The 20,000-nt window shown below is 61.1% G+C and carries 17 protein-coding genes and 2 tRNA genes; 6 read left to right on the forward strand and 13 right to left on the reverse strand.

What is annotated here, in order from left to right; translation table 11 throughout:
* Positions 1 to 711, forward strand: a 711-nt coding sequence (locus BMX55_RS14435; protein WP_143059694.1) for a sigma 54-interacting transcriptional regulator, incomplete at its 5' end; no start/stop codon positions are given.
* A 12-nt stretch (positions 712 to 723) separates the two neighbouring features.
* Here the strand turns inward: BMX55_RS14435 and BMX55_RS14440 are convergent.
* From BMX55_RS14440 to BMX55_RS14455, 4 genes are all read right to left on the reverse strand, one after another.
* Entirely contained in the window at positions 724 to 2,136 is a 1,413-nt protein-coding gene (locus tag BMX55_RS14440) for a TolC family outer membrane protein (RefSeq protein WP_091458917.1), read from the reverse strand.
* 81 nt (positions 2,137 to 2,217) lie between these two features.
* The gene (locus BMX55_RS14445; protein WP_091458919.1) at positions 2,218 to 2,589 is read right to left on the reverse strand and encodes a carboxymuconolactone decarboxylase family protein; all 372 of its coding nucleotides are present in this window, start codon (positions 2,587 to 2,589) and stop codon (positions 2,218 to 2,220) included.
* 42 nt (positions 2,590 to 2,631) lie between these two features.
* On the reverse strand, positions 2,632 to 5,895 hold the full coding sequence (locus BMX55_RS14450) for an efflux RND transporter permease subunit (RefSeq protein WP_091459009.1): 3,264 nt from the start codon (positions 5,893 to 5,895) through the stop codon (positions 2,632 to 2,634).
* Between the two features lie 10 nt (positions 5,896 to 5,905).
* Positions 5,906 to 6,964, reverse strand: coding sequence for an efflux RND transporter periplasmic adaptor subunit (locus BMX55_RS14455; RefSeq protein WP_091458921.1), 1,059 nt, complete (start codon positions 6,962 to 6,964; stop codon positions 5,906 to 5,908).
* Between the two features lie 154 nt (positions 6,965 to 7,118).
* Here BMX55_RS14455 and BMX55_RS14460 point away from each other — a divergent pair, with 154 nt between their 5' ends.
* Positions 7,119 to 8,285, forward strand: a complete 1,167-nt coding sequence (locus tag BMX55_RS14460; RefSeq protein WP_091458923.1) for an MFS transporter — start codon at positions 7,119 to 7,121, stop codon at positions 8,283 to 8,285.
* 44 nt (positions 8,286 to 8,329) lie between these two features.
* Entirely contained in the window at positions 8,330 to 8,809 is a 480-nt protein-coding gene (locus BMX55_RS14465; RefSeq protein WP_091458925.1) for a YidB family protein, read from the forward strand.
* Between the two features lie 60 nt (positions 8,810 to 8,869).
* Here BMX55_RS14465 and BMX55_RS16880 read toward each other — a convergent pair whose 3' ends face one another.
* Positions 8,870 to 8,998 carry a hypothetical protein gene (locus BMX55_RS16880; protein ID WP_281242848.1) on the reverse strand — a complete coding sequence of 43 codons (129 nt, stop codon included), beginning with the start codon at positions 8,996 to 8,998 and terminating at the stop codon, positions 8,870 to 8,872.
* A gap of 30 nt (positions 8,999 to 9,028) precedes the next feature.
* On the opposite strand from BMX55_RS16880, the gene BMX55_RS14470 reads away from it, so the two are divergent.
* Entirely contained in the window at positions 9,029 to 9,901 is an 873-nt protein-coding gene (locus BMX55_RS14470; protein ID WP_091458927.1) for an HDOD domain-containing protein, read from the forward strand.
* 94 nt (positions 9,902 to 9,995) lie between these two features.
* Here BMX55_RS14470 and BMX55_RS14475 read toward each other — a convergent pair whose 3' ends face one another.
* The 5 genes from BMX55_RS14475 to BMX55_RS14495 all read right to left on the reverse strand — a co-directional run bounded on the left by BMX55_RS14475 (position 9,996) and on the right by BMX55_RS14495 (position 14,823).
* Complete coding sequence (locus tag BMX55_RS14475) at positions 9,996 to 11,867, reverse strand: phosphoenolpyruvate carboxykinase (GTP) (RefSeq protein ID WP_091458928.1); 1,872 nt, start codon at positions 11,865 to 11,867, stop codon at positions 9,996 to 9,998.
* A gap of 254 nt (positions 11,868 to 12,121) precedes the next feature.
* Entirely contained in the window at positions 12,122 to 12,829 is a 708-nt protein-coding gene (queC, locus tag BMX55_RS14480; RefSeq protein ID WP_091459011.1) for a 7-cyano-7-deazaguanine synthase QueC, read from the reverse strand.
* Positions 12,830 to 13,265: 436 nt separating this feature from the next.
* Positions 13,266 to 13,340, reverse strand: a tRNA-Thr gene (locus BMX55_RS14485).
* Between the two features lie 24 nt (positions 13,341 to 13,364).
* Positions 13,365 to 13,440 (reverse strand) — tRNA-Gly (locus BMX55_RS14490).
* A 99-nt stretch (positions 13,441 to 13,539) separates the two neighbouring features.
* Positions 13,540 to 14,823, reverse strand: coding sequence for an MFS transporter (locus tag BMX55_RS14495; protein ID WP_091458930.1), 1,284 nt, complete (start codon positions 14,821 to 14,823; stop codon positions 13,540 to 13,542).
* A 143-nt stretch (positions 14,824 to 14,966) separates the two neighbouring features.
* Between BMX55_RS14495 and BMX55_RS14500 the strand changes: the two genes are divergently transcribed.
* Positions 14,967 to 15,116, forward strand: coding sequence for a DUF3149 domain-containing protein (locus BMX55_RS14500; protein ID WP_091458932.1), 150 nt, complete (start codon positions 14,967 to 14,969; stop codon positions 15,114 to 15,116).
* Positions 15,117 to 15,145: 29 nt separating this feature from the next.
* On the opposite strand, the gene BMX55_RS14505 is transcribed toward BMX55_RS14500, so the two are convergent.
* The 3 genes from BMX55_RS14505 to BMX55_RS14515 are packed head-to-tail and all read right to left on the reverse strand — an operon-like array spanning position 15,146 to position 17,361.
* Positions 15,146 to 15,886: a 16S rRNA (uracil(1498)-N(3))-methyltransferase gene (locus BMX55_RS14505; protein WP_091458933.1), complete on the reverse strand. Its 741-nt coding sequence runs from the start codon at positions 15,884 to 15,886 to the stop codon at positions 15,146 to 15,148.
* 20 nt (positions 15,887 to 15,906) lie between these two features.
* Positions 15,907 to 17,031, reverse strand: a complete 1,125-nt coding sequence (locus BMX55_RS14510; protein ID WP_091458935.1) for an aminoglycoside phosphotransferase family protein — start codon at positions 17,029 to 17,031, stop codon at positions 15,907 to 15,909.
* 51 nt (positions 17,032 to 17,082) lie between these two features.
* Positions 17,083 to 17,361 (reverse strand): hypothetical protein, encoded by a 279-nt coding sequence (locus BMX55_RS14515; protein WP_091458937.1) that lies wholly within the window; start codon positions 17,359 to 17,361, stop codon positions 17,083 to 17,085.
* 252 nt (positions 17,362 to 17,613) lie between these two features.
* On the opposite strand from BMX55_RS14515, the gene BMX55_RS14520 reads away from it, so the two are divergent.
* On the forward strand, positions 17,614 to 19,992 hold the full coding sequence (locus tag BMX55_RS14520; protein WP_245751500.1) for an LPS-assembly protein LptD: 2,379 nt from the start codon (positions 17,614 to 17,616) through the stop codon (positions 19,990 to 19,992).
* The last annotated feature ends 8 nt before the right edge of the window (positions 19,993 to 20,000 follow it).

A 20,000-nucleotide genomic window follows, 5' to 3' on the forward strand; every position in this document is an offset into this window, starting at 1 on the left:
GGCCACGAAAAGGGGGCCTTCACAGGGGCCACCCAAGCGCGCCCCGGTCTGGTCGAGAGCGCCCACGGCGGCACGCTGTTTCTGGACGAGGTGGGTGATATTCCTCTGGCGCAGCAGGTCAAACTGCTGCGGCTGCTTGAAACCGGCACCTACCGCCGCGTCGGTAGCACCGAACTGCGCCATGCCGATATCCGGGTGGTCTCAGCCACGCACCGCCACCTTGCCCAGATGGTGGCCGAGGGGCGCTTTCGGGAAGACTTGTATTACCGACTGGGCACCTTTCCGATCCACTTGCCACCCCTGCGCGAACGCCGCGAAGACATCGCCCCGCTGGCCCAAGCCCTGCTCGAGCGGGTGGCACCGGGGCGCAAGCTCCAGCTGGCTGCGGGGGCGATGGCACTGCTGCAAACACAATCGTTTCCGGGCAATGTACGCGAGTTGCGCAACTTGTTGGAGCGCGCCGCCCTGCTGTGCGATGGTCACACCATCGGGGTAGAGCAGATGCACGAAGCACTCACCTGTGGTCTGGCCCCAGTGGTTGCAGCGGCCCCCGGTGAAATGGGAACAGCAATGGACGACACCACGCTGGCACGCCTGCTGGCCGAGCACCAAGGCAGTCGGGCCACTCTGGCCCAACGCCTAGGAATGAGTGAGCGCTCACTCTACCGCCGCCTGCGCTTGCTCAAGGGCACGGATGCCGCCAGAGCTTAAAACGGCAGCCGCTCAGGAGCCTGTGGCAGCCGTGGCCAGAGGGGCTGGCGCAGGCTCCAGCAGGGCATTGGCCGCGCGCAGCGCCGTCTCATCCAGTTGCCCGGCCAAGGCGGCCAGACGCAGGCTATCGAGCAGCAGCGCAGCACGGGCTTGGGTCAAGGCCAAATGGGCACTGGCGGTGTCGTTTTCTGCATTGAGCAAATCCAGTGTGGTGCGGTGCCCCACCTCGTGGCCCACTTGGGTGGCTTCGCGCCGGGACTGGCTCGCTTGCAGGGCCTCGCTCAGGGCTTGCACTCGCTCGCGGCCTGCCGTCAACCCCAACCAAGCGGCATGGACTTGCTGGGCCACAGCGGTTTGGGTGCTTTCTACTTGCGCTTGGGCTTGATCTAATTGGCGCAGCGCCTGCGCCTCTTTGGCACTGCGCAAACCGCCCGTCCACAGCGGCACCGTCAGCTGCACGCCAATCAGGGCATTGCTGCCTTTGTTGCGCGCACTGCCAAAGTCACCACTGCCATGCAAGCGTTCTTGCCCAGCCTGTGCGACCAGATCGACACTGGCCGAAGCACCAAGCCGGTACTGGCTGGCTTGGGCGCGGGCCAAGTCCACGCCCAAGCGTTGCAATTGCAGTTCTGGGTTGGCCGCTTCCGCCTGCGCTTGCCATGCGGCCAGCTCACGGGCTGGTGCGGCCACTGCCGTGCCGGGCAGGTGGGGCTGCAAGGCTGATGTGGGCAGGCCCGTGCTATCGGCCAGCAGGCGCTGCTGGATCTCCAACGTGGTTTGGGCGGCCAACCGCTGGGCGCGCAGGGCGGCCAAGCGGGCACGGGCCTCATGGGTGTCGGTGATGGGGGCGCTGCCCAAGTCGAAACGGTCTTGCACTTCGGTGGCGGCACGCTGCACGGCGGCCAGTTGCTGGTCGAGCACGCGCAGCGCCTCTTGGGCGATGGCTACGTCCAGATAGCGTTGCGCCGTGCGCAGTATCAGCGCCTGCTGCGCTGCCCGCCATTGCAGTTCGGCCTGATCGGCGGCCAGCCGCAATTGCTGCTGCTGGGCTTGGCGCTGTGGGTTGTAGAGCGGCTGGCTGGCCTGAATGGCCCAACGGCTGACGGTGCCCCCCGTGACAGAGGTGCTGAAATCCACCCCATTGGAGCGCCCCATGCCAGGCGCAGCAAACTGCGCGCCTTGGGTGTCGGTCTCGCTGCTGCCCATGCCTGCCGTGGCACTCAGGGCAATATGGGGCCGCCACAAGGCGGTGGCTTGGTCGCGCTGGGGTTGGGCGCTGGCATGGGCGGCACGGGCCACGGCATGTTCACGGTCATGCTGTTGCGCGGCCTGCCAAACATCCAGCAGGTTGGTGGCTTGGGCAGCGGACAGGCCGATGGCCCACACCGACAGGGCCAGCACAGTGCATCGAAATGGTTGGAGCATGGCGTTTTTATCTCCAGCGGGGCAGACGGGCTTGGAGCCAGTAAACCAGATTGGCAGCGTGCCGCGCCCAGCAGGGGCACATCATGCCGATACCGGGGCCGCAGCCGCCGCAGCGGCACTGAACTCATCAAAAGCTGCCGAAGCCTTGGCGGCATACATCAGCGACGGGCCACCGCCCATATACACGGCCATCGCCAACACATCGGCCAACTCGGCACGGGTAGCCCCCAGCTTAACCAGCGCTTGCAAATGAAAACCGACACACGGATCGCAACGCGCTGCCACCGACAACGCCACCGCAATCAGCTCCTTGGTCTTTTTGTCCAGCGCCCCCTCGGCAGAGGCAGCCTTGCCCAGCGCGTTAAAGGCTTGCAGGGTGTCGGGCATGTCGCTGCGCAGTTTGCCCAGTTCGGCAGAAATATCACGGGTTAGATCACGATAAGAATTCAGCATGGTTGCACTCCAAGGGTTAAAGAAAAACAGAGAATCGATTGATTAGGCGGCGCTGTGGGCAGGAGCTGGCGCTGAGTGCAGCACCTCCAGCCGATGGCGGTAGGCCACGTAGTACAGAATCGGGATGACCACCAGCGTGAGCACGGTGGATACGGCAATGCCAAAGATCAACGAGATCGCCAGCCCGTTAAAAATCGGGTCGTCCAGAATAAAAAATGCCCCCAGCATCGCGGCCAGCCCGGTAAGCACAATGGGTTGGGCGCGGGTGATGGCCGATTGCACAATCGCCTGCTCAAACGGCACGCCACTGCGCACTTGCAGGTTGATAAAGTCCACCAGCAAAATAGAGTTGCGCACGATGATGCCCGCCAGCGCAATCATGCCGATCATGCTGGTGGCCGTGTATTGCGAGCCCAGCAGCGCATGGCCGGGCATGACGCCGATGATGGTCAGCGGAATCGGGGCCATGATGATGAGCGGCGTGAGGTAGGAGCCAAACTGCGCCACCACCAACAGGTAGATCAAAATCAAACCCACGCCATAAGCGGCACCCATATCGCGGAAGGTTTCGTAGGTGATTTGCCACTCGCCATCCCACTTCAGGGCATAGCCGCGCCAAGCATCTTGGGGCTGGTGGATCAAGTATTCGGTCAGTTGGCCGCCATTGGGCATGGGCAGCTTGGCTATCTCGCTGCGCATGGCAAACATGCCATAAAGTGGGCTGTCTACCGCACCGGCCATATCGGCCACCACAAAGTTCACTGGCAGCAAGTCTTTGTGATAAATGGGTTGCTCGCGCACGGTGTCGCTCACCGTGACCAGTTCGCGGATCGGCACCAAGGCCCCAGAAGCCGTACGCACGCTCAGTTGCAGCAGGGCGCTCAAATCGCCATGCTGCTCGGCGGGCAATTGCAGCACAGCCGCCGCTGGGTATTTGCTCTCGTCATGCAAGTAGGTGGCGGCTTCGCCTGCCAGCCCGGCGCGCAAGGTAGTCACGATGCTCTGCTGTGGCACCCCCAGCAGGGCAGCCTTGCGCCGGTCTACCAGCAGCAGGGTGCGCGGCGCTGGGGCAATGCTGCTGTCGTCCACATCCACCACACCGGGGGTCTTTTCCAGCACGGCGCGCACGGCCTTGGCCACTTGGCGGCGGCCTGCTTCTTCGGGGCCATAGATTTCGGCCACGATGGGGGCCAGCACGGGCGGGCCGGGCGGCACTTCGACTACTTTCACGTTGGCACCAAAGCGCTGGCCGATTTTTTGCAAGGCTGGGCGCACGCGGGTGGCAATGGCATGGCTTTGGTCTTTGCGCTGGTGCTTATCAACCAAATTGACTTGGATATCGCCCACGTCGCCGCCAGCACGCAGGTAATACTGGCGCACCAGCCCGTTGAAGTTGATGGGCGCGGCGGTGCCCGCGTAGGCTTGGTAGTGGGTTACTTCTGGCACGGTAGCCAAATAAGCCCCCAGCTCGTGCAACACGGCAGCGGTTTGCTCCACCGGGGTACCGGCAGGCATATCGACCACCACCTGAAACTCGGATTTGTTGTCAAACGGCAGCATTTTGAGCAGCACCAGCCCAGCCACTGGCAGCGCCACCGAGACGGCAATCAACCCGGCAATGCCCAAGCCCAATAGGGTGCGGTTGCGCGTACCGCGTTTCTCATCGAGCAATGGCGTAAAGATGCGCGTAAACAGCGGCGTGATCTTGCCCGCCATACCATGCGGGTGCGTGGCGTGGTGCGCCGCCTCGGCCACTGAGACCGGCTTCATCCACAGTCGTGCCAGCCACGGGGTAACGACAAAGGCAATCGCCAGCGACAGCAACATGCCCATGCTGGCATTGATGGGGATGGGACTCATGTACGGCCCCATCAGCCCAGAGACAAACGCCATCGGCAGCAGCGCGGCAATCACCGTCAGCGTAGCCAAAATGGTCGGGCCGCCCACTTCATCCACGGCACCGGGGATGATCTGCGCCAGCGTTTTGCCGGGGTAGAGCTGCTGGTGGCGGTGGATGTTTTCTACCACCACGATGGCATCGTCCACCAAAATGCCAATCGAAAAGATCAGCGCAAACAATGACACCCGGTTGAGCGTAAAGCCCCAAGCCCAAGAGGCAAACAGCGTCACCGTCAGCGTCAACACCACCGCCGTGCCCACAATGGCTGCCTCGCGCTTGCCCAGCGCGATAAACACCAACGCCACCACCGAGGCGGTGGCAAACAGCAGTTTTTGGATGAGTTTTTGTGCTTTGTCGTTGGCGGTGGCACCGTAGTTGCGCGTTTCTACCACCTGCACTTCTGCCGGAATCACGGTGTTTTTCAGCACCGCTACGCGCTCCAGCACGGCGTTGGCCACGTCGATGGCGTTCTCGCCGGGTTTTTTCGTGATGCTGATGGTCACAGCGGGGGATTCGCTGGCGTCTTGGCCAGCCGTGCCATGCCACACATAGCGGCTTGGGGGCAGGGCACCATCGCGCACGCTGGCGACATCGCGCAAAAATACGGGCTTGCCCGCCCGCACGCTTACCACCAGTTCGGCCACCTCGTCGGCGCTGCGCAAAAACAGGCCCGACTCGATAGCCACGGCCCGGTTGCCTCCCAGCAGCTCGCCCACCGGCAGGCCCAAGTTGGCCGATTGCAGGGTGCGGCGCAGGTCGTCCACGGTCACGCCGGTGCTGGTCATGCGGGCAGTGTCCAGCTCTACCAGCACGGCGCGGCCTGGGCCGCCCACTGTAGTCACTTCGCGGGTGCCGGACACGCGCTTGAGGTCGGCCTCCATGCTGTGGGCTACGCGTTCCAGATCGAAAGCGCCGGTGTCAGTGCGCGGGCTGTGCAGCGTGAGGGTGACGATGGGCACATCGTCAATGCCCTTGGGTTTGATGATGGGAGGCAACACCCCCAAGCCTTGTGGTAGCCAATCGGCATGGGAATGCACGGTGTCGTACAGGCGCACCAGTGCTTCGGTGCGCGGCACGCCCACCTTGAACTGCACCGTCAAAATTGCCAGTCCGGGGCGTGAGAGCGACATCACATGCTCGGTGCCGGCGATTTGCGAGAGCACCTGCTCGGCGGGGATAGCCACCATTTGTTCAACATCGCGCACGCTGGCCCCCGGAAAGGGCACCAGCACATTGGCCATCGTGACGTTGATTTGCGGTTCTTCCTCGCGCGGCGTGACCAGCACGGCAAAAGCGCCCAGCAACAGCGCCAGCAGCGCCAGCAGTGGCGTGATTTGCGCGCTCTGGAAAAAACCGGCAATGCGGCCCGAAATGCCCAAGGCGTGTTTCTCAGTAGACTGGCTCATGGTGGCGGCCTTACTGCGCTGGCGCACGGCTAGCCGCTGCGGGGTCAGTCATGACGTTCTCTCCCGCCGTCAGGCCACTCAACACCTCTACCTGATCGCCGGTGGTGCGGCCCAGCCGCACTTGACGCAAGCGCGGCTGGCCGCCCTCGCCCTGCACATAGACGCCGGTCATTTCAGCGCGGCGCACCACCGCCTTGAGCGGCACCGACACCGGGCCGGGGCGCGCCGAAGCAGCAGCAGTACTGCCTGCCCGTGGCAGCCACAGGCGGGCAAACTGGCCCGGCACCACACCCAAGAGGCCAGCGGGCAAATCAGCGCGGATTTGCACCGTGTGCGTGGCAGCATCTACCGTGGGTAACACCTGCACCCGCAGCGGCTGCGGCCACTGGGCCGCACCGGCCACACCGGGCAGTTCTACCTGCACGGCAGAGGCCATCTCTGGCTGCACTACCGACTGCGGCAGCGCTGCTGTTACGCGCAAGGCGCTAGGGTCATACAAGGTGAGCAAGGGCTTGCCGGGCATGGCCATATCGCCCAACACCACCGACACCTCAGCCACCACGCCTGCGTAAGGGGCGCGCACGGTGTGCAAGCCGCTTTGGGAATGGGCGGCCCCTGCCTGCGCCACCTGTGCCGCCACTTGGGCCTTGTTGGCCTTGAACTGCGCTTCGGCCTGCTCTAAAGCGGCTTGGCTGATGTATTTTTTCTGGTAGAGCTGCTGCTGGCGCTGGTACTCGCGCGTGGCTACCTCCAGCGTGGCCCGTGCGGCCTGCACTTGGGCATCGACGGCAGCGGCGCTTTGGTCTGCCGTGCGGGCATCCAAGCGCAAGAGCAGTTGCCCGGCCTGCACCCGGTCTCCCGCTTTCACGGCCAGCTCGACCACGGCACCGGGCACCTGCGCCGCCACCACGGTGTGGCGCACCGCCTCCACGGTGCCATCAAAGCTGGTGCGGCTGAGGGTGCTGGCCACTTGGGCAGGCACCGCCGCAACATTGGTGGCAAGCACCGCACTGGCCCCGCCAGACAGCAGCACAGCCAAGGACAGCGCAAGGGGACGGATTTTCAGCATGGGCAGAGGGGGTAGGCAGGGGAAGAAATGGTAGCTATTATTTGCATAAGTAGCTAAATAGTCAAATAGTTGACGAAGAGCCGCCCCAGCAACCACTACAGTGTGTGCTGCATCGGCTTGTCCTCTCTCTTTTCTTCTCATTGCTCTACCACCTATGAACCGTAATCTGTGGCTGCTGGCCTTGTGCCAAGGCCTGTTCCTGACCAACAACGTGGTCTTTATTGCCATCAACGGCTTGGTGGGCCTGCAATTGGCCCCCTATGGCTGGATGGCCACGCTGCCCGTGATGGGTTATGTGGTGGGTGGGGCGCTATCGACCGGGCTGGTGGCGCGCAGCCAGCGGCGCTGGGGGCGGCAGGTATCGTTCCAAATCGGGCTGGCGGTGGCGCTGGTCTGCGCCCTGTGGTGTGCTTGGGCGGTGCATAACGGCCAGTTCATCGGGTTATGTTTGGGCACGATGGTGGCGGGCTACTACAGCGCCAACGGCCAGTTGTATCGCTTTGCGGCAGCAGAGTTGGCCGCGCCCAGCTTTCGGGAAAAGGCTGTTTCCTTGGTGCTGGCCGGGGGCCTGCTGGGGGCGGTGGCTGGCCCTTATCTGGCCAACCACACACGCAACAGCCTAGAGGCTCCGTTTGTGGCCACCTATCTAGCACTGGTCGGGGTGGCACTGCTGTCTATGGTTTGCATGGCGGCTATCCGTTTTGAGGCCATTACCTCTGCCGCTACCAGCCAAGCCGGGCCGGGGCGGCCTCTGGCACAGTTACTGCGCCAGCCCGCTTTTGTCGTGGCGATACTGGGGTCAGCACTAAGCTATGGCGTCATGAACTTGCTGATGGCCGCCACGCCCTTGGCAATGCAAGTGTGCGGTTATGCCTTTGACGAAGCTGCCTTTGTACTGCAATGGCATGTGGTGGGCATGTTTGCCCCCGGCTTTTTTACCGGCCATCTCATCAAACGCTGGGGTGTGCTGCCGGTGATGGGGGTGGGCGTTTTGCTCAATCTGCTGTGCGTGCTGGTGGCACTGTCTGGGCAAGAAGTAGCGCAGTTTACGGTGGCGTTGTTTCTGCTGGGGGTGGGCTGGAACTTCCTGTTTACGGGCAGCACCACTTTGGCTTTGCAAGCCTACCGCCCCGAAGAAAAAGACCGTGCCCAAGCGGGCATCAATTTTGCGGTGTTTGCCACCATGGCGCTCACCTCTTTTGCTTCTGGAGCTTTGGTAACCACCCAAGGCTGGTGGTGGCTCAACCTGGGCTCTTTGCTGCCGATAGCGCTCACAGGTGCGGCCCTGTTGTGGCTGGCCCTACGCCAGCGCCGGGATTAAGGCCATAGGCCACACTACGGTTTTGTTTTTTACAGGAGATCCACATGGGTTTGCTCGATTCCGTGCTCGGCGCAGTCATCAACAATGCCACACAAAACAACGCTGTGGGCAGTGGTTTGGGGGGTAGTCTGGGCAGTTTGATGGGCATGGCCGCCAACAACCCCCAACTGTTGCAGGTGGTGGTCGATTTGCTAGGCAACCAAAGCCCGGTGGGTGGCCTGCCGGGGCTGCTGGCCCGCTTTCAGCAAGCCGGGCTGGGCGATGCCGTGGCGTCATGGCTGGGCAACGGCCCCAATGCTGCCCTGTCGGGGGAACAACTGGGCCGGGTATTGGGCGAAGGGCCACTGGCGCAAATTGCGGCCCAACTGGGTGTTGGCCAAGGTGATGCCGCCGGCCAGTTATCACAACTGTTGCCGGGCTTGATTGACCGGCTCACGCCCAATGGGCAATTGCCCGCTGGCGTGCAAGGCACAGCCCCAGAACTGCTGGGAATGTTGGGCGAGTTGTTCAAGCCCCGCGCTTAAGCACACTCAAGCGGCAGCAGCCAAGGCAGCTTGGCACATATCGGCCAGCAACCAGCTAGTCTACTCCTCGCCTTGGGCTTGGACATTGGCGACCATGCGCTCTAGGTCAGCAACAAAAGCGGCTTGCTCATCAGCAGGCCATTGGCACATCGCCGCAAACACCCCCCCCAAACTATCGACAATACGCATGATTTTTGTTGCCACTGCCGCTCATCCACTGTGACTACCACCCACCCCATCCACCGCGAACTCGACCACGCCTACCGCAACGGTCCGGTGCGTCATATTGTCATCCCCCCCTGTCCAGAACTACTGCGCCAGTTGCAAGAGGCCACAGCCCATAGCGAATCAGACATTGGTGCCCTTGATCAAATCGCCAGTGCTGACGTGGCGATGGCCGCGGCTCTGATCCGCCAGGCCAATAGCCCACTTTATGGGCTGACCCAACCGGTGCATACAGTGGGTCAGGCATTGATCGTGCTCGGCTTGCGTCCGGCAGTGCAACTGCTGACCGGATTTTTAACCCGCCACGCCTTACAGGTGAAGTCACCGCTACTGGCACATTTTTGGGAAAACTCGACCCGTCGGGCTTTAGCTTGTGAACACATTGGCCACCAGCTCTACAACTTAGACCCCGGTCTGGCCTACAGTTTTGGCTTGTTTTGCCATGTGGGTATGCCGGTGCTGATGCGGGGCGTAAAAGACTACGGTGGCACCATCATTGAAGCGATGGCTCGCAAAGACCGCACCTTTGTCCAAACCGAAAATGTCAATCACCGCACCGACCATGCCGTGGTCGGTGCCATCGTGGCACGCACTTGGCGTCTGCCCAGCGAGGTCGCAGTGGCCATTCGCCTACACCACGACTTCACAGCCCTCAATGACCAGCGCTACAGTGACATCGAACGCCACTTGGTTGCCATGGGCTTGATTGCCGAATATCTGGTGGGCCAATACGAAGGGAGCATTGTTCAGCGCGAATGGGAGCAGTATGGCCCAGCCTGTCTGGAGCATCTAGAAATTGGCAGTACCGAACTCGATTCGTGGGTGGATCAATTGCACCCCGTTTTTGAAACCGTGCAACTGAGTTGATGCGATCCAAAAGAAAATAGCGGGAGGTTCTCTCCCGCTATTTTGTCGCTGTCTTGATCGCACCGGCATCACTGCCGGTGACGGACTCTTTCCATCAGAGAGCGGCCAAGCGCTGTTCCAACGCGTTCTTGGTGTCGATCAGTTCTTTGGGCATGTGGTGGGACAGCAGCTCAAAGTGCACGTCGTGTGACTTGAACTCTTCGGCCCAAGCAGCCTTGTCGATGCTGGTCACGGTGTTGAACTGCTCAGGGCTGAACTCCAAGCCTGTCCAAGTGATTTCAGCATACTGGGGCGCAACACCAAACATGGTGTCTTGGCCTTGGGCTTGGCCTTCGATGCGGTCCAGCATCCACTTGAGCACGCGCATGTTTTCGCCGTAACCGGGCCAAACAAACTTGCCTGCCTCGTCCTTGCGGAACCAGTTGACGCAGAAAATCTTGGGCAGGGTGTGGCCCTGACTTTCGAGCTTGTGCTCCATGTTCAGCCAGTGCTGGAAGTAGTCGCTCATGTTGTAGCCGCAGAAGGGCAACATAGCAAACGGATCGCGGCGCACCACGCCTTGCGCGCCAAAGGCGGCAGCAGTGGTTTCTGAACCCATGGTGGCGGCCATGTACACGCCTTCCATCCAAGTGCGCGCTTCGGTCACCAGCGGCACGGTGGTGGAGCGGCGGCCACCAAAGATAAAGGCATCAATCGGCACACCGGCAGGATCATCCCAAGCGCTATCGAGCGCGGGGTTGTTGGTGGCAGCCACGGTAAAGCGGGCATTGGGGTGGGCAGCCTTAGCGCCGGTTTCTTTGGCAATGGCGGGCGTCCAGTCTTTGCCTTGCCAGTCGATCAGGTGCTCAGGCAGCTTACCTGCGTCTTTTTCCATGCCTTCCCACCAGACATCACCATCATCGGTCAGAGCGACGTTGGTGAAAATCACGTTCTTGTCCAAGCTGGCCATGCAGTTGGGGTTGGTCAGGGTGTTGGTGCCGGGAGCGACGCCAAAGTAACCGGCTTCAGGGTTGATGGCGTACATCTTGCCGTCAGCGTTGGGTTTGATCCAAGCGATATCGTCGCCAATGGTGGTGACCTTCCAGCCGTCAAAACCTGCTGGGGGCACCAGCATAGAGAAATTGGTCTTGCCGCAGGCGCTAGGGAAGGCCGCAGCGATGTGGTACTTTTTACCTTGGGGGTTGGTCACGCCCAAAATCAGCATGTGCTCGGCCAACCAGCCTTGGTCGCGGCCCATGTTGGAGGCAATGCGCAATGCCAAGCACTTTTTGCCCAGCAGCGCGTTGCCGCCGTAGCCCGAACCATACGACCAGATTTCGCGGGTTTCGGGGTAGTGAACGATGTACTTGACGGTGGGGTTGCAAGGCCAGCTGGTGGTGTCCTTTTGGCCTTCGGCCAGCGGAGCGCCCACAGTGTGCATACAAGGCACAAACTCGCCATCCACGCCCAGCACGTCGTACACGGCCTTGCCCATGCGGGTCATCAGCTTTTGGTTCACGGCCACATAGGCGCTGTCGGTCAGTTCGACGCCAATGTGGGCGATGTGGCTGCCCAGCGGGCCCATGCTAAAGGGCACCACGTACATGGTGCGGCCCTTCATGCAGCCGTCAAACAACGGTTGCAGCGTGGCGCGCATCGCTGTTGGTTCCATCCAGTTGTTGGTCGGGCCAGCGTCTTCTTTTTGGGCCGAGCAGATATAGGTGCGGTCTTCCACGCGGGCCACGTCGGAAGGATCAGAGCAGGCCAAGAAGCTATCAGCGCGCTTGGCGGGGTTGAGCTTTTTGAAGGTGCCGGCATCCACCAATTGCTGGCACAGGCGGTCGTATTCTTCTTGCGAGCCATCGCACCAAACGATGTTGTTGGGCTTGCACAGGGCAACCATATCGGCCACCCAAGCCAACAGGCGGGCATTTTTAACGTAAGCGGGGGCGTTGATATTCAAGCCCTGCATGGTGGGTGCGTTCATTGGTGAGATTCCTTCAATTGAAAAACGGTTTTTCAAAGGGAACAAACCCGCACTGGCAGAGCGGACGCTGCGCTGCCTTTGAAAAAACGGCTCGGAAGGCACCTGCCGCCACGCAAGGCCGTCCCAAGTTGAGACCACCCCAGCGGCTGGGATGACGATTTTATGAAGCCGCCCGGATTTTGTCTGCGCCTTATCCGGGATATTTATGCAAACAAAGCATAACGTTATGCTTGTATGATGCCAGGTGGTACCTTTTAGCTGTTGAGCGCGGCCTGCCAGCTTTCAAAACCGCGTTGGCGCAGCGCACAGGCTGGGCAGTGGCCGCAGCCATAGCCCCAAGGGTGGCGCAGCTCGCGCGTGCCGTGGTAGCAGGTGTGCGATTGCTCGATCAAGATGTCGATCAGTGCGGTGCCACCCAGCGTTTGCGCGAGCGCCCAAGTTTGCTCCTTGTCCAGCCACATCAGTGGCGTCTCAAAGGTAAAGCGCTGGCCCATACCCAGCGACACTGCCACTTGCAACGCCTTGATGGTGTCATCGCGGCAATCGGGGTAGCCAGAAAAGTCTGTTTCACACATGCCGCCCACCAAAATGTGCAGGCCGCGCCGATAACCCACCGCCGCCGCCAACTGGAAAAACAGCAAATTGCGCCCCGGCACAAAGGTATTGGGCAGCCCGGCGGCGGTCATGGCGATCTCGGTGTCACGGGTCAGGGCGGTGTCGCTGATCTGGCCCAGCACGGCCAAATCGACCATGTGATCTTCGCCCAAGCGCGCGCCCCAGTGTGGAAACTGCGCCCGCAGGGCTTGCAACACGTCTTGGCGCGCTTGCAGCTCTACTTGGTGGCGCTGGCCGTAGTCAAAACCGATGGTCTCGACATGGGCAAATTGCTCTAGCGCCCACGCTAGGCAGGTGGTGGAGTCTTGACCACCAGAGAACAAAACCAGTGCTTTTCCGTCGCGCATCGACATTCCTTGCATAGGGCGGCGGGCCGCACACCCCAAAGAAAAACCCCGCACAGCGGGGTTAGGTTGATTAAAAAATAGGCAATTTTAACGTGCGCAACGCCCTTGCCAGTCACAAACCGCTGCCCGCACCATCAACCCCCAGCTCTTACACCAGCCACCACTAGGAGAAACACGATGGGGCTTTTTGACCTCGCGCTGCGCATTGTGGCCCTGTGTGTCTTGCTAGCATGCGCTGACACTCTGGCTCACCGCGTTCATGGCGCTGTTTGCTATAGCCTGGAGCAGGTGGTTGATGCGCAGGCCGTGGGCCAAAATTGCGCAAGACCTTAACCCGGCGTCGGGCAACTATCTGGTGTTTGGCTTGTTGTGTCTGAACATCACACCGATGCTGATACGCTGGCTATCACCAGCCGTAAAGCAAGAGAGAGGTGATTGGTGCCCATGGCGGGAATCGGACCCGCGACCTCTCCCTTACCAAGGGAGTGCTCTACCACTGAGCCACATGGGCAACTTGTGCGCAAAAGAAGAAAACTGGAGCGGGATAAGAGATTCGAACTCTCGACCTATACCTTGGCAAGGTATCGCTCTACCAACTGAGCTAATCCCGCATATGATGGTTATTTGAGAACCATGCGCTTACCGAAGTAAGACCACGATTATAGTCTGAAAAATAAAGCGGCAAGCTACCTCTGCAAAAAATTTCTGCCTTAGGTGCGAACCGAAGCCGCAGAGCGCTGGGTACGCGCCCAAATGCCCGCACCGACCAAGGTGGCCGAGGCCACACTGAGCAGCAGGGCCAAGGCAGAGCCATAGAAGATACCCCCGGTCAAACCACGGTCAAGCAAAACGCCAAATACGGGTGCCGCCACCGAAAAGCCCAAATCCAGCCCCGAATACACGGTGCCATAAACCCGGCCTGTAGCCCCCGGTGGTGCAGCGCGCTTGATGAGCATATCGCGCGAGGGGCCTGCAATGCCTGTGCCCAGCCCCGCCAGTGCGGCCAAAGCCAAGGCCGCAGTGCCAGGCAGCCAACCCGTGCCCGCCAACACCAACAACACTGCCGAGGCGACGAGGCAGACCGAAATTGTTTTTTCTAGCCGTGCTACACGCCCCACCAGAAAGCCACCGGCCACCATGCCAGCAGCGCCGCAAAGCATGTAGCCCGTGACCACCAATGCCGTCAGGCTCAAAGGCAGCCCGTACATTTTTTGCAACGCCGGGCTGGCAAAACTCTGGATGGCACTGAGAGAGCAAGTGCTCCAAAAAAAGAACGAAAAACACAGCCACACCGAAGGCAGGCGCAAAAAGGCCATCGGGTGCTCGGTAGCGACAGCGGCAGCACCGGCGTGGCTAACGCCTTGGTGCGCCCAAGCGCCTTGGCGGTCATCCAAAGCATCGCGCTGCCAGACCATGACGGCCAGAACCAGCAGCGCCAGCAGCGCGCCACATAGGCAGGCCAGCCGCCACGAGCCTGTGGCCGTAGCCAATCCCGCCATAAACAGCGGCGCTAACGCCCAACCCAGATTGCCCGAAATACCATGCACCGCAAAGCCATGCCCCAGCCGTGCTGCCGACACCCGCTTGTTCAAAATAGTGAAATCGACCGGATGGAAGGGCGCATTGCCCAATCCGGCCAACGCGGCCGCCAACACCAGCCCGGCATAACCTTGCGCAGTGGCAGCGGCCACACCTGCCAACATAAAGCTGCCCAGCGCAAAGAACAGCACGGGGCGCGCTCCGACGCGATCGACCAAAAACCCAGACAGCGCTTGCCCCACCCCAGAAATAACAAAAAACACCGTGACCAACCAGCCCAGCTCGGCATAGCTGAAGCCAAACTCGGCAATCAGCCACGGAAACAGCGGCGGCAGCAGCATATGAAAAAAATGCGAACTGCTGTGGGCCAACCCAATCAAGCTGATAGTGCGTACATCTTGACGTCTGGCAGCAGTTTCTGGATCGGGATCGGTGGCGGGGGGTATGGCACTCATCTGAACATCTTAGAAGCAGTGCGATTTTCTTGCAGCGCAGGGGCTTAGTGTGCCCGGTTGACTTGCATCAACACGGCCATCAAGGCCCATCACCAGAATTCTGGCCCATACAATGGTTTTTTAATTCCAACCGGAGGGTACCTATGAAGCTGCTAAACGACCTTTTCACTACCGACTATGGCCTGATGAGCATCGCCGGCATTGCCCTGATGGTGGTAGCCAGTGTGGCTTTTGTCTATGTGCTCAAGGGCAAAATTGACGCAGGCCCCACGGATGCGGGTCAGAAAAAATAAGCCTGCAAAGACTGACTGACGGGATATTTTTAGCCCAAGGTCAGGGCGGCCAGCACGGCCAGCGGTGCCGTCTCGGCGCGCAGCACCCGTGGCCCTAGGGTAGTGGGCACGAAGCCGTGGGCCAAGGCTAGCGTTTCTTCGGCAGCACTCAGCCCGCCTTCAGGGCCAGACAGAAACCATGCCGTGCCATCACCCGCAGTTGCCTGCAATAGGGGCTGGGTGCCAGTGCGCAATGACAACACACAACGTTGCCCCATGAGCGCGGCGTTGGGTGCTTGTTGCAGCCAGTCGGCCAGCGTTTGGGCAGCATGGATGCGCGGCACCCGGTTGCGCCCACATTGCTCGCAGGCTGCTACGGCCACGGCCTGCCAGTGGGCTAGTTTTTTCTCGGCCCGCTCGCCCTTGAGTTTGAGCACGCTGCGCTCGGCCAGCAACGGCGTGATGCTCGCCACCCCCAGTTCGGTGGCTTTTTCTACCAGCCAGTCCATGCGTTCGTTGGCGGTAATGCCTGCCAGCAGGTGGATGGCCCGTGCCGCTTCGCGCTCCACGGGGTGGTGTGTGCCAATCTGCACCTGTACATCGCTGCGGCCCATGCGCAGCACGGTGGCGTCAAACTCGCCACCGGGGCCGGGGCCTTCTAGCCCACCATGAAACAGCGTGATGGTATCGCCCGGTTGCAGGCGCAGCACCTGCACATGGCGCGCGGCCCCGGCGGGCAGGTCAATCTCGGCACCGGGCAGTAAATCAACCGGGCAATAAAAACGTGGCATGGGTGCTCCTGTGGCTTGGCTTAGACGCGGCCAAAGGCGTAGCCTACCGGCGCTTGCAAGCCTTCAATCTGGTCGATCAGGCGACTGAATGGCAGCAGTTCGCGGTAGCGTTGGCTGGCGGAACGGATGTAGTGGATAAAGCGCGGCGCATCGGCCAAATATTTGGGCTTACCGTCGCGCAAGGTCAGGCGGGCAAAAATACCTGCCACCTTGAGGTGACGCTGCAAGCCCATCCACTCCACGCTGCGATAAAACTCGCCAAAGTCAGCACCCCAACCGCTGGCACTGTTGGCACCTAGCAGCCCGGCCTTGCGCGCTTTTTCCCAGTAGCGCACAGTGATGTCAATGACGAAACCTTCGTCCCAACTGATAAAAGCATCGCGCAGCAGGCTGGCAATGTCGTAGGTGATGGGGCCATACAGTGCATCCTGAAAATCGAGTACCCCCAGTGGCTCGCCTGCCTTGGCGGGGGCCATCAGGTTGCGCGTCATGAAGTCGCGGTGGACAAACACACTGGGCACCGACAGGTTCTCGGCCACGATGCAATCAAAGGCTTGAGTCAAGATGGCTTGCTGCTTATCGTCCAGCGTCAGTGCCCGGTGCTGGGCGATGTACCAGTCGGGAAACAGCGCCAGCTCGCGGCGCAGCACGGCCTCGTCGTAGGCGGGCAGCACACCGGGGCGTGAGCTCAGTTGCCATTGCAGCAGCGTATCGGTGGCCTGTTGGTACCAAGCATAGGCGTCTTGGGGGCGCTCGGGGTCGAGCTTTTCGATCACTGTGTGCTGACCCAAATCACTCAGCAACATAAAGCCGTGAGGCTGATCCCACGCCAAGATGTCAGGCACGCTTAAACCCGCTTGCTGCATCAGCGCCTGTACCTGCACAAAGGGCTGGCAGTTTTCTTTATCGGGGGGGGCATCCATGACGATGCAACTGTGGCCGGTGGCGGTATCGAGTCGCAGATAGCGCCTAAAACTGGCATCGGCAGAGGCTGGGCGCAGCGTGTCGGGCAGCAACTGGTGTGGGCCAGCCAGCGCTGCCAGCCAAGCAGCAAAGGCGGCGTGTCGGGCGGGGGCGGCCCAAGTGACGCTGGAGGAGAGGGAGGAAGAAGGCGCGGCGGCGGGGGGGGAGGATGGGTGGCTCATGGCGGGCTGGATTCTACAAACCCAGCCCAAACTACGGCATTGGCACAACGATCAGTAACGCTCGTCTTTGACCAACACGCCCGTCTTGCGCAGCATCACAGCATCCCAACTTTGGCTTTCGCGGTTGTCGCCCACCAGCTTGAGCAGCTTGTCATCAATCTTGCGCAGCTCGGCCTTTTGGGTGGGGTTGAGCTCGCTCAGGCGATCATGGATTTGGTCGCGCAGCTTATACAGTTGCTCGGTGTCTCCGGCGTCGTCGCTCCAAAAATCGACGTAGCCGTCGTAGCTCTTGAGGCAGCTTTCAATGGTTTTGCGTTCGGTAGTCGGCATATTGCTGATTCCTTGAGTGATAGGGTGCCAAAATAAGCGTAAGTGCAACGGCAGTGGTTTTGCCGTTTCGGCGCAGACTCTACAACAGCCACGACTGCTTTTGCCAGTACTGGGGTGCGCATGTGGATAATCTGTGCCTACAAACCCGGCCCGCCCGGCGCGGGTCGTGGGTGGCACCTTTGGCCGCATACCCACTGCTGCTTTCCTGGACTGACTCCCTTGCCCGACCTGCTCCGCACTCCCTCACTGCCTGTGCGCTCTCTTACTCGCCATGCTCCTCCCTGTACGCGCACAGCACTGGCGCAACAGGTAGCAACCGCTTTATGCCTGTTGCCGCTGTGGGCCCCAGCACAAAACCGAGAGGAAGCCCCCACCACGGCCCCCTTGGTGTTGCGCGCCAGCCCGCAATTGCAAGAGACGATTGCAGAATCGGTGCGGGCGCAAATGCCCACCTTTGTCTCAGGTGACCACATCGAGGGCCAGCCCGATGTGCGCGCAGTGCTGGAGGGCAATGCCGAGCTGCGCCGCGCCGACACCGTGGTGCGCGCCCAGCGCATGGAATACGCCGTGCCTGAGGATTTTTTGCAGGCGCAAGGCCAAGTGCGCATCAACCGGGCAGGCAACGTCTATGAGGGCACGCTGCTGGAGTTGCGCGTGAATGCCTTTGAGGGCTTTTTTGACCAAGCCCGCTACCAATTTTTGCGCAATGCCGCCCACGGAGATGCTGCACGGGTCGATTTTCTGGATCGCGACCGCGCCATCATCCACCAAGGCACCTACACCACCTGCGAGCGTAGCGATGAGGCCAGTTGGCAGCCCGCTTGGATGCTGCGCGCCGACACCATTCATCTGGACATGGACGAAGAAGTGGGTCGGGCCCAAGGGGCAGTGCTAGAGTTTCAGGGCGTGCCCATTTTGCCGCTGCCGCGCATCAGCTTTCCGCTGTCGGATAAGCGCAAATCGGGCTTGTTGCCACCCACCATTGGCATCAACAGCACCAATGGCATGGAGTACGTGCAGCCCTACTACTGGAACATTGCCCCCAACCGCGACGCCACCTTCAAGGGGGCCATCATGACCAAGCGGGGCGTGCAGGCCGGGGCCGAGTTTCGCTACCTAGAGCCTAACTACCACGGCGAGTTGCGCGGCGATTTTCTGCCCGCCGACCGCCTGCGCCAAGACAACCGCTGGAGCTATGGCATCAAGCACCAAGGCAACATGGCGACGCCACTGGGCGGCTTGGGCCTGAACCTCAGTCTGGATCGGGTCAGTGACGATTATTACTGGCGCGACTTTGGCCGTGCAGGCACCCAAATCAGCCAGCGCCTGCTGCCGGGCGACGCCACCCTGTCTTGGGCCGGTGGCGACATGGGCCTGCAACTGCGCACTCTCAAATGGCAAACTTTGCAAGATGTATCAGCCCCCATCGTGCCCCCCTACGACCGCTTGCCCCAATTGCACGGGCGCTATGCACCAACACACTGGGGCGTTTTTGATATCAATATCGAAGCCGATGCCACGCGCTTTCACGCCAACCGCAGCCTCACAGGCCAGCCCAACACCACCCGCAGCTATGCGCTGGCACAAATCAGCCGCCCCTATTTGAGCGCGGCAGGCTTTGTGGTGCCCCGGCTGCAATGGCACGCCACACAATACCAATTTGACACCCCACTGGCTGATGGCCGCCGCTCGGCCAGCCGCGTGCTGCCCACTTTGAGCGTAGACAGTGGACTGGTGTTTGAGCGCGAAACCAGCTACCTTGGGCGCAACTTTCTGCAAACGCTAGAGCCACGGGCCTTTTACACCTACACCCCCTACCGCAACCAGAGCCTGCTGCCAGTCTATGACACGGCAGCCAACGACTTTAACTTTGCCACCATCTACACCGAAAACGCTTTTGGCGGCCAAGACCGTCTGGCAGACAACAACCTGCTGACACTGGGCGTCAGCACCCGCCTGCTCGACCCGGCCACCGGGGCTGAGGCTGCCCGCTTTGGCATCGCCCAACGTGTACGCTTTTCTGACCAAAAAGTGACCCTACCGGGGGCAGCACCTCTAGATGAGCGCCTATCCGACCTGCTGCTGGGTGCCGGAGTGCAATGGACGCCGCAGTGGGGGCTGGACTCCACCGTGCAGTTTAACCCCAAAACCAGCCAATCTATCCGCACCACCTTAAGCACCCGCTACAGCCCCAGCCACTACCGCACCATCAATGCCGCCTACCGCTTGCAACGCGGCACCAGCGAACAGGTGGATGTAGGCTGGCAATGGCCACTCAATGATGCGTGGGGGGACAAAGGCCTCGATTTAGGCCTAGGCCGGGGCCAAGGTGGTGGGCGCTGGTACAGCGTGGGCCGCCTCAACTACAGCCTGCAAGACCGCAAACTGGTCGATACCGTGGTCGGGCTAGAGTACGACGGCTGCTGCTGGATTGGCCGCGTGGTGCTAGAGCGCCTGCAAAGCACCATCAGCAGCGCCAACACCCGGCTGCTGTTCCAGCTCGAATTTGTCGGGTTCTCGCGCCTGTCACTGGGGTCTAACCCCTTGGCCAGCCTCAAGCAAAATATCCCGCGCTACCAGTACCTGCGTGAGCAGGTCAGCACGCCCAGCCGCTTCAGCAACTACGACTGAGACTTTTT

Origin of the sequence: Giesbergeria anulus, from assembly GCF_900111115.1 — a bacterium.
Taxonomy (GTDB): Bacteria; Pseudomonadota; Gammaproteobacteria; order Burkholderiales; family Burkholderiaceae_C; genus Simplicispira; species Simplicispira anulus.